5 protein-coding genes are annotated in these 8,138 nt (G+C 64.7%); all 5 read left to right on the forward strand.

Features of this window, described 5'->3' with window-relative positions; genetic code table 11:
- Nucleotides 1-7: 7 nt before the first annotated feature.
- The 5 genes from B597_RS41055 (at nucleotide 8) to B597_RS41075 (ending at nucleotide 7,986) form a co-directional block, all read left to right on the forward strand.
- Entirely contained in the window at nucleotides 8-3,763 is a 3,756-nt protein-coding gene (locus B597_RS41055) for a nitrate reductase subunit alpha (protein WP_003292296.1), read from the forward strand.
- 100 nt (nucleotides 3,764-3,863) lie between these two features.
- Entirely contained in the window at nucleotides 3,864-5,402 is a 1,539-nt protein-coding gene (narH, locus tag B597_RS41060; protein ID WP_003292297.1) for a nitrate reductase subunit beta, read from the forward strand.
- A 3-nt stretch (nucleotides 5,403-5,405) separates the two neighbouring features.
- A complete protein-coding gene (narJ, locus tag B597_RS41065) occupies nucleotides 5,406-6,161 on the forward strand; it encodes a nitrate reductase molybdenum cofactor assembly chaperone (RefSeq protein WP_003292298.1) in 756 nt (251 codons plus the stop codon).
- The gene (gene narI, locus B597_RS41070; RefSeq protein ID WP_003292299.1) at nucleotides 6,154-6,945 is read left to right on the forward strand and encodes a respiratory nitrate reductase subunit gamma; all 792 of its coding nucleotides are present in this window, start codon (nucleotides 6,154-6,156) and stop codon (nucleotides 6,943-6,945) included. The genes narJ and narI overlap by 8 nt, the downstream gene beginning before the upstream one ends.
- Nucleotides 6,946-7,026: 81 nt before the next feature.
- Nucleotides 7,027-7,986, forward strand: coding sequence for a peptidylprolyl isomerase (locus B597_RS41075; RefSeq protein WP_003292300.1), 960 nt, complete (start codon nucleotides 7,027-7,029; stop codon nucleotides 7,984-7,986).
- Nucleotides 7,987-8,138 lie beyond the last annotated feature (152 nt).

Genomic DNA, 8,138 nt, shown 5'->3' on the forward strand with positions numbered 1-8,138 from the left:
GAAACCAATGAGCCACTTGCTCGATCAACTGCGCTTCTTCAACAGGAAGCAAGGCGAGTTCGCCGATGGTCATGGCGAAACCCGCATCGAATCCCGCGACTGGGAGAACGTCTACCGCTCCCGTTGGCAGTACGACAAGATCGTGCGTTCCACCCACGGGGTGAACTGCACCGGTTCCTGCTCCTGGAAGATCTACGTCAAGAACGGCCTGATCACCTGGGAAACCCAGCAGACCGACTACCCGCGTACCCGCAACGACCTGCCCAACCACGAGCCGCGCGGCTGCCCGCGCGGCGCCAGCTACAGCTGGTACATCTACAGCGCCAACCGCCTGAAGTACCCCAAGGTGCGCAAGCCGCTGCTCAAGCTGTGGCGTGAGGCGCGGCGCAACATGACCCCGGTGGACGCCTGGGCCAGCATCGTCGAGGACAAGGCCAAGACCGAGTCCTACAAGAGCAAGCGCGGCATGGGCGGCTTCATCCGCTCCAGCTGGGACGAAGTCAACGAGATCATCGCCGCCGCCAACGTCTACACCGTCAAGCAGTACGGCCCGGACCGCGTGGTCGGCTTCTCGCCGATCCCGGCCATGTCGATGGTTTCCTACGCGGCCGGTAGCCGCTACCTGTCGCTGATCGGCGGCGTGTGCCTGAGCTTCTACGACTGGTACTGCGACCTGCCGCCGGCCTCGCCACAGGTGTGGGGCGAGCAGACCGACGTGCCGGAATCGGCCGACTGGTACAACTCCAACTACATCATCGCCTGGGGCTCCAACGTCCCGCAGACCCGTACGCCGGACGCGCACTTCTTCACCGAGGTCCGCTACAAGGGCACCAAGACCGTGGCGATCACGCCGGACTACGCCGAAGTCGCCAAGCTGACCGACCTCTGGCTCAACCCCAAGCAGGGCACCGACGCCGCGCTGGCCCAGGCCTTCGCCCACGTCATCTTCAAGGAATTCCACCTCGAAAAGCCGAGCGCCTACTTCCGTGACTACGCCAAGCGCTACACCGATCTCCCGGTGCTGGTGCGTCTGAACGAGAAGGACGGCAGCTACATCGCCGACCGCTTCCTGCGCGCTTCGGATCTCGCCGACAACCTCGGCCAGGAGAACAACCCCGAGTGGAAGACCATCGCCGTCGACGGCAGCACCGGCGAGCTGGTTTCGCCGCTCGGCTCCATCGGTTACCGCTGGGGCGAGAAGGGCAAGTGGAACATCGAAGCCCGCGAAGGCAAGGACGGCCGTGACGTCGACCTCGCCCTGACCCAGATCGATGGCGGCGAGACGGCCGAGGTCGCCTTCCCGTACTTCGGCGGCATCCTCCACGAGCACTTCCAGCACGCCGAAGGCGAGAGCATCCAGCTGCGCCGCGTGCCGGTACGCAGCATCACCCTGGCCGACGGCAGCACCACCAAGGTCGCCACCGTGTTCGACCTGATGGCCGCCAACCTGGGTATCGACCGTGGCCTGGGTGGCGCCAACGTCGCTTCCAGCTACGACGATGCCAGCGTCCCAGGCACTCCGGCCTGGCAGGAAGTCATCACCGGCGTGGCCCGCGAAAAGGCGATCCAGATCGCCCGTGAATTCGCCGACAACGCCGACAAGACCCATGGCCGTTCCATGATCATCGTCGGTGCGGCGATGAACCACTGGTACCACATGGACATGAACTACCGCGGCCTGATCAACATGCTGATGTTGTGCGGCTGCGTGGGGCAGACCGGTGGTGGCTGGGCGCACTACGTGGGTCAGGAAAAGCTGCGTCCGCAGTGCGGCTGGCTGCCGCTGGCCTTCGGCCTCGACTGGCACCGTCCGCCGCGCCAGATGAACGGCACCAGCTTCTTCTACAACCACAGCTCGCAGTGGCGCCACGAGAAGATGAGCATTCACGAAGTGCTCTCGCCGCTGGCCGACAAGTCGCAGTTCCCCGAGCACATGCTCGACTACAACATCCGCGCCGAACGCGCCGGCTGGCTGCCGAGCGCGCCGCAGCTCAACCGCAACCCGCTGCAGATCTGCCGTGAAGCCGAAGCCGCCGGCATGTCGCCGGTCGACTACGTCACCCAGTCGCTCAAGGACGGTTCGCTGAAGTTCGCCTGTGAGCAGCCGGACAACCCGGATAACTTCCCGCGCAACATGTTCATCTGGCGCTCCAACCTGCTGGGCAGCTCGGGCAAGGGCCACGAGTACATGCTCAAGTACCTGCTGGGCACCAGGAACGGCGTGATGAACGAGGACCTCGGCAAGCGCGACGGCTTCAAGCCGCTCGAAGCCGAATGGCAGGACGACGGCGCCATCGGCAAGCTCGACCTGGTCACCACCCTCGACTTCCGCATGTCCTCGACCTGCGTGTACTCCGACATCGTCCTGCCGACCGCGACCTGGTACGAGAAGGACGACATGAACACTTCGGACATGCACCCCTTCATCCACCCGCTGTCGGCGGCCATCGACCCGGCCTGGGAAGCGCGTTCGGACTGGGAAATCTACAAGGGCATCGCCAAGTCTTTCTCGAAGATGGCCGAAGGTCATCTGGGCGTGGAGAAGGATCTGGTCACCGTGCCGCTGCTGCACGACAGCCCCGGCGAACTGGCCCAGCCGTTCGGCGGCACCGACTGGAAGACCGCGGGCGTCGATCCGCAGCCGGGCAAGAACTGCCCGAACATGACCGTGGTCGAGCGCGACTATCCGGCCACCTACAAGAAATTCAGCTCCCTCGGCCCGCTGCTGGACAAGCTCGGCAACGGCGGCAAGGGCATCAGCTGGAACACCCAGGATGAAGTCGATTTCCTCGGCGAGCTGAACTACAAGGTGCGCGACGAGGGCGTCAGCCAAGGGCGTCCGCAGATCGAGTCGGCCATCGACGCGGCCGAGGTCATCCTCAGCCTGGCGCCGGAGACCAACGGTCACGTCGCGGTGAAGGCCTGGGCCGCGCTGTCGGAATTCACCGGCCGCGACCACAGCCACCTGGCACTGCCCAAGGAGCACGAGGCGATCCGCTTCCGTGACATCCAGGCGCAGCCGCGCAAGATCATCTCCAGCCCGACCTGGTCAGGCCTGGAAGACGAGCATGTGTCGTACAACGCCGGCTACACCAACGTCCACGAGTACATCCCGTGGCGCACCATCACCGGCCGCCAGCAGTTCTTCCAGGATCACCCCTGGATGCAGGCCTTCGGCGAGCAGCTGATGAGCTACCGGCCGCCGATCAACACTCGCACCATCGATTACGTGAAGGGCAAGAAGAGCAACGGCAACCCCGAGATCGTCCTGAACTGGATCACTCCGCACCAGAAGTGGGGCATCCACAGCACCTACTCGGACAACCTGATCATGCTCACCCTCAGCCGTGGCGGCCCGATCGTGTGGATGTCCGAAGTCGATGCCAAGAAGGCCGGCATCGAGGACAACGACTGGATCGAGTGCTTCAACGCCAACGGTGCCCTGACTGCCCGTGCGGTAGTCAGCCAGCGCGTGATGGAAGGCATGGTGATGATGTACCACGCCCAGGAACGCATCGTGAACGTGCCGGGCGCCGAGAGCACCAAGACCCGCGGCGGCCACCACAACTCGGTGACCCGCGTGGTGCTCAAGCCCACCCACATGATCGGCGGCTACGCCCAGCAGGCGTACGGCTTCAACTACTACGGCACCGTGGGTTGCAACCGCGACGAGTTCGTCGTGGTGCGCAAGATGAACAAGGTCGACTGGCTCGATGGCCCGAATGGGCATGAGCTGCCGCAACCCCTGCCGCAAGATATCTGAGGAATAAGGCCATGAAGATTCGTTCACCCAAGGTGGCAGCGCATGGTCCCCGGACCCTGCCCGCTCTGAAGATCAAGGCGCCGGTTGTGGAGGTCGCACAATGAAAATTCGTTCACAAGTAGGCATGGTCCTGAACCTGGACAAGTGCATCGGCTGCCACACCTGCTCGATCACCTGCAAGAACGTCTGGACCAGCCGCGAAGGCATGGAATACGCCTGGTTCAACAACGTCGAGACCAAGCCCGGCATCGGCTACCCGAAGGAGTGGGAAAACCAGGACAAGTGGAAGGGCGGCTGGGTGCGCAACGGCGATGGCACCATCAACCCGCGCATCGGCGGCAAGTTCCGCGTGCTGGCGAACATCTTCGCCAACCCGGACCTGCCGACCATCGACGACTACTACGAGCCGTTCGACTTCGACTACCAGAACCTGCACACCGCGCCAATCTCCGATCACCAGCCGGTTGCACGTCCGCGCTCGCTGATCTCCGGCCAGCGCATGGAAAAGATCGAGTGGGGCCCTAACTGGGAAGAAATTCTCGGCACCGAGTTCGCCAAGCGTCGCAAGGACAAGAACTTCGACAAGGTACAGGCCGACATCTACGGCCAGTACGAAAACACCTTCATGATGTACCTGCCGCGCCTGTGCGAGCACTGCCTGAACCCGACCTGCGCCGCGTCCTGCCCGAGCGGTGCGATCTACAAGCGCGAGGAGGACGGCATCGTCCTCATCGACCAGGAAAAGTGCCGCGGCTGGCGCATGTGCATCAGCGGCTGCCCGTACAAGAAGATCTACTTCAACTGGAAGAGCGGCAAATCCGAGAAGTGCATCTTCTGCTTCCCGCGCATCGAGGCCGGCATGCCGACCGTCTGCGCCGAGACATGCGTAGGCCGCATCCGCTACCTCGGCGTGCTGCTGTACGACGCCGACCGCATCCATGAAGTGGCCAGCACCGTCAACGAGCAGGACCTGTACGCCAAGCAACTGGAGATCTTCCTCGATCCGTTCGATCCGAAGGTCATCGAGCAGGCGCTCAACGACGGCGTACCGATGTCGGTGATCGAAGCCGCGCAGAAGTCGCCGGTTTACAAGATGGCGGTGGACTGGAAGCTGGCCCTGCCGCTGCACCCGGAATACCGCACCCTGCCGATGGTCTGGTACGTGCCGCCGCTCTCGCCGATCCAGAACGCCGCCAGCGCCGGTCACGTCAGCATGGACGGCGTGCTGCCGGATGTCGACAGCCTGCGCATCCCGCTGCGTTACCTGGCCAACCTGCTCACCGCAGGTGACGAGGAGCCGGTCAAGCTGGCGCTCAAGCGCATGCTCGCCATGCGCGCCTACAAGCGCGCCGAGCAGGTCGATGGCGTGCAGGACCTCGAGGTGCTGGAGAGCGTCGGTCTGTCGGTGGCCCAGGTCGAGGACATGTACCGCTACCTGGCCATCGCCAACTACGAAGACCGTTACGTGATCCCGACCGCGCACCGCGAAGAGGCCATGAGCGACGCCTTCGCCGAGCGTTCCGGTTGCGGCTTCAGCTTCGGCAGCGGCTGCTCGGGCGCCTCGGACACCAACATGTTCGGTGCGAAGAAGGCCAACCGCCGCGACATCATCAAGACCGTCCAGCTGTGGGAGGACTGAGCCATGCGCATCCTTAAAGTGATTTCCCTGCTGCTGGACTACCCCGACCAGCGCCTGCGCGACGGCCATGCCGAACTGGCCCAGGCCATCGGCTCGGCCCGCGAGATCAGCCCGGAGCAGCGCATCGCGCTGCGCCGCCTGCTCGACGAGCTGAGCGAAGGCGACCTGATGGACGTGCAGGAGCGCTACACCGACCTGTTCGACCGCGGCCGTTCGCTGTCGCTGCTCCTGTTCGAGCACGTGCATGGCGAGTCCCGCGACCGCGGCCAGGCCATGGTCGACCTGATGGCGCAGTACACCGAAGCCGGTTTCGACATCGGTGTACGCGAGCTGCCGGACTACATCCCGCTGTACCTCGAATACCTCGCCACCCGCGACGACCTCGAGGCCCGCGAGGGGCTGGCCGACGTGTCGCACCTGCTGGCCCTGCTGGCGGCGCGTCTGCAGGAACGCGAAAGCCCGCATGCCGCGTGCTTCCGTGCGCTGCTGCAGATCGCCGGCGAGCCGGTGCAGGAAACCCTGGCCGGCCTGCAGGAGCAGGTCGCCGCCGAGGAACGCGACGACTCGCTGGAAGCGCTGGACAAGATCTGGGAGGAGGAACAGGTCAATTTCCTCCAGGCCGAGCAGCAGGATCGCTGCCCATCCATGCCGAGCGGGCCGGGCAAGGCCCGCGAGGAAAGCCCGGTGCCGCTGCACTGGACCGATTTCAAGCATGACGGGCAGGCCGCCGCGCTCGTCCAGGAGGTGCGCAATGTCTAACTTCAATTTCCTGCTGTTCGGGGTCTACCCCTACATCGCCCTGGCCATCTGCCTGATCGGCAGCTGGGCACGTTTCGACCTGTCGCAGTACAGCTGGAAGGCCGGCTCGAGCCAGATGCTGTCGAACAACCGCATGCGCCTGGCAAGCAACCTGTTCCACGTCGGCATCATCTTCATCCTGGCCGGGCACTTCGTCGGCCTGCTGATGCCCGAGGCGCTGTATCACCACTTCATCAGCAGCGGTCAGAAGCAGATCGTGGCGATGGTCTCCGGCGGCTTCTTCGGCATCCTCTGCCTGATCGGCCTGGTGATGCTGATCCGTCGTCGGCTGACCGATGCCCGCGTGCGGGCCACCTCCAGCACCAGCGACATCATGATCCTCTTCGTGCTGCTGGCGCAGCTGGTGCTGGGGCTGCTGACCATCGTCGCCTCCACCGGCCATCTGGACGGTTCGGTGATGGTGCTGCTGGGCACCTGGGCGCAGAGCCTGGTCACCCTGCAGCCGGTCAAGGCGGCCGGCGCCATCGAGTCGGTCAGCGTCATCTACAAGCTGCACGTGTTCCTCGGCATGACCCTGTTCGTGCTGTTCCCCTTCACCCGTCTGGTGCACATCGTCAGTGCCCCGGTGTGGTACCTGGGCCGGCGCTACCAGATCGTCCGGCAGAAGGGCGTCAAGCCGGCCATGCCGCGCCCGCAGCGCCCGCGCACCTACGAAGCCCCGGCCCGCGAAACCGTGGCGCCGAAAGCTGTGCCTGCCACGGCAAAGAGCAAGGCCCCGGTATGACTCCCGCCGGCTGACGCCCCGTGCGTCAGCCGTCCTGGCCGATCGGATCGAAGGTTCAAGCGTCTTATCGAGGTAATCGTCATGGGTTGTGGATGTGGTGGAAGCACCGGTGGAAGCGGCGGCTGCGGTGGCGGCGCGCGTCCGGAAATCGAAGTACCGGTAGATGCTCCTCTGTTTGAGGAGCTACCGCACGAGGAAGGCAGCGAGCCGGCTGTTGAACAGGCGTCCGCTGAATCATTGCTGATTGCCAGCAGCGAACAGGAGTGGCCGCGGGTGCGGGTCAATGGGGTGGCGATCGCCGCCCAGGCCATCGCCCAGGAGTTGCAGTATCACCCCGCCGAGAGCCGCGACGAGGCGGTCTTTCTAGCGACCCAGGCACTGGTGGTGCGCGAGCTGTTGCAGCAGCGCATCGCCGAACTCGGCCTGGTGGTGCGTGCTGAATCCGGCGAAAGCGAGGAAGAGGCGGCCACCCGCACGCTGATCGAGCAGGAAGTGCCACTACCGCTGGCCGACGAGGCGGCCTGCCAGCAGTACTACAACGGCAACCGGCAGCGCTTCTTCAGCGCGCCGTTGCTGGCCGCGCGGCACATCCTGCTGGCCTGCCCGGCGGATGACGCCGAGGCGCGCAGCCTGGCGCGGGAACAGGCGCTGGGCCTGTTGCAGCAACTGCAGGCGGCGCCGCAACGCTTCGCCGAGCTGGCGCTGCAGCATTCGGCCTGCCCGTCCAAGGAACAGGGCGGCGCGCTGGGGCAGATCAGCAAGGGCCAGACGGTGCCGGAGTTCGAACGCCAGCTGTTCCGTCTGCCGGTAGGCCTCAGCCAGCAACCGCTGGAGAGCCGCTACGGCTATCACCTGGTGTTTGTCGACCAGCGTATAGAAGGCGAGCAACTACCTTACGAGGCAGTCGCCGGCTCGATTCGTGCCGAGCTCAACCAGCGTGTCTGGCAGATCGGCGTCAGCCAGTACCTGCAGAATCTGGTGGGTGCGGCGAATATCGAAGGCATCCACCTGCAGGGCGCGGAAACGCCACTGATGCAGTAACGGAAACGCAGGGTGGATGACGCATCACCCATCCACCGCGCGGGTTGGCGATGGATGAACGCAGGGGCACTCGCGCCACCTTCACCGGCTCGCTCCACCGAGCGGGCCATGGTGGATGAAAAACGCGTCATCCACCCTACGAGCTGGTGCAG

The sequence above is a fragment of the Stutzerimonas stutzeri KOS6 genome (assembly GCF_000307775.2).
Taxonomy (GTDB): Bacteria; Pseudomonadota; Gammaproteobacteria; order Pseudomonadales; family Pseudomonadaceae; genus Stutzerimonas; species Stutzerimonas stutzeri_B.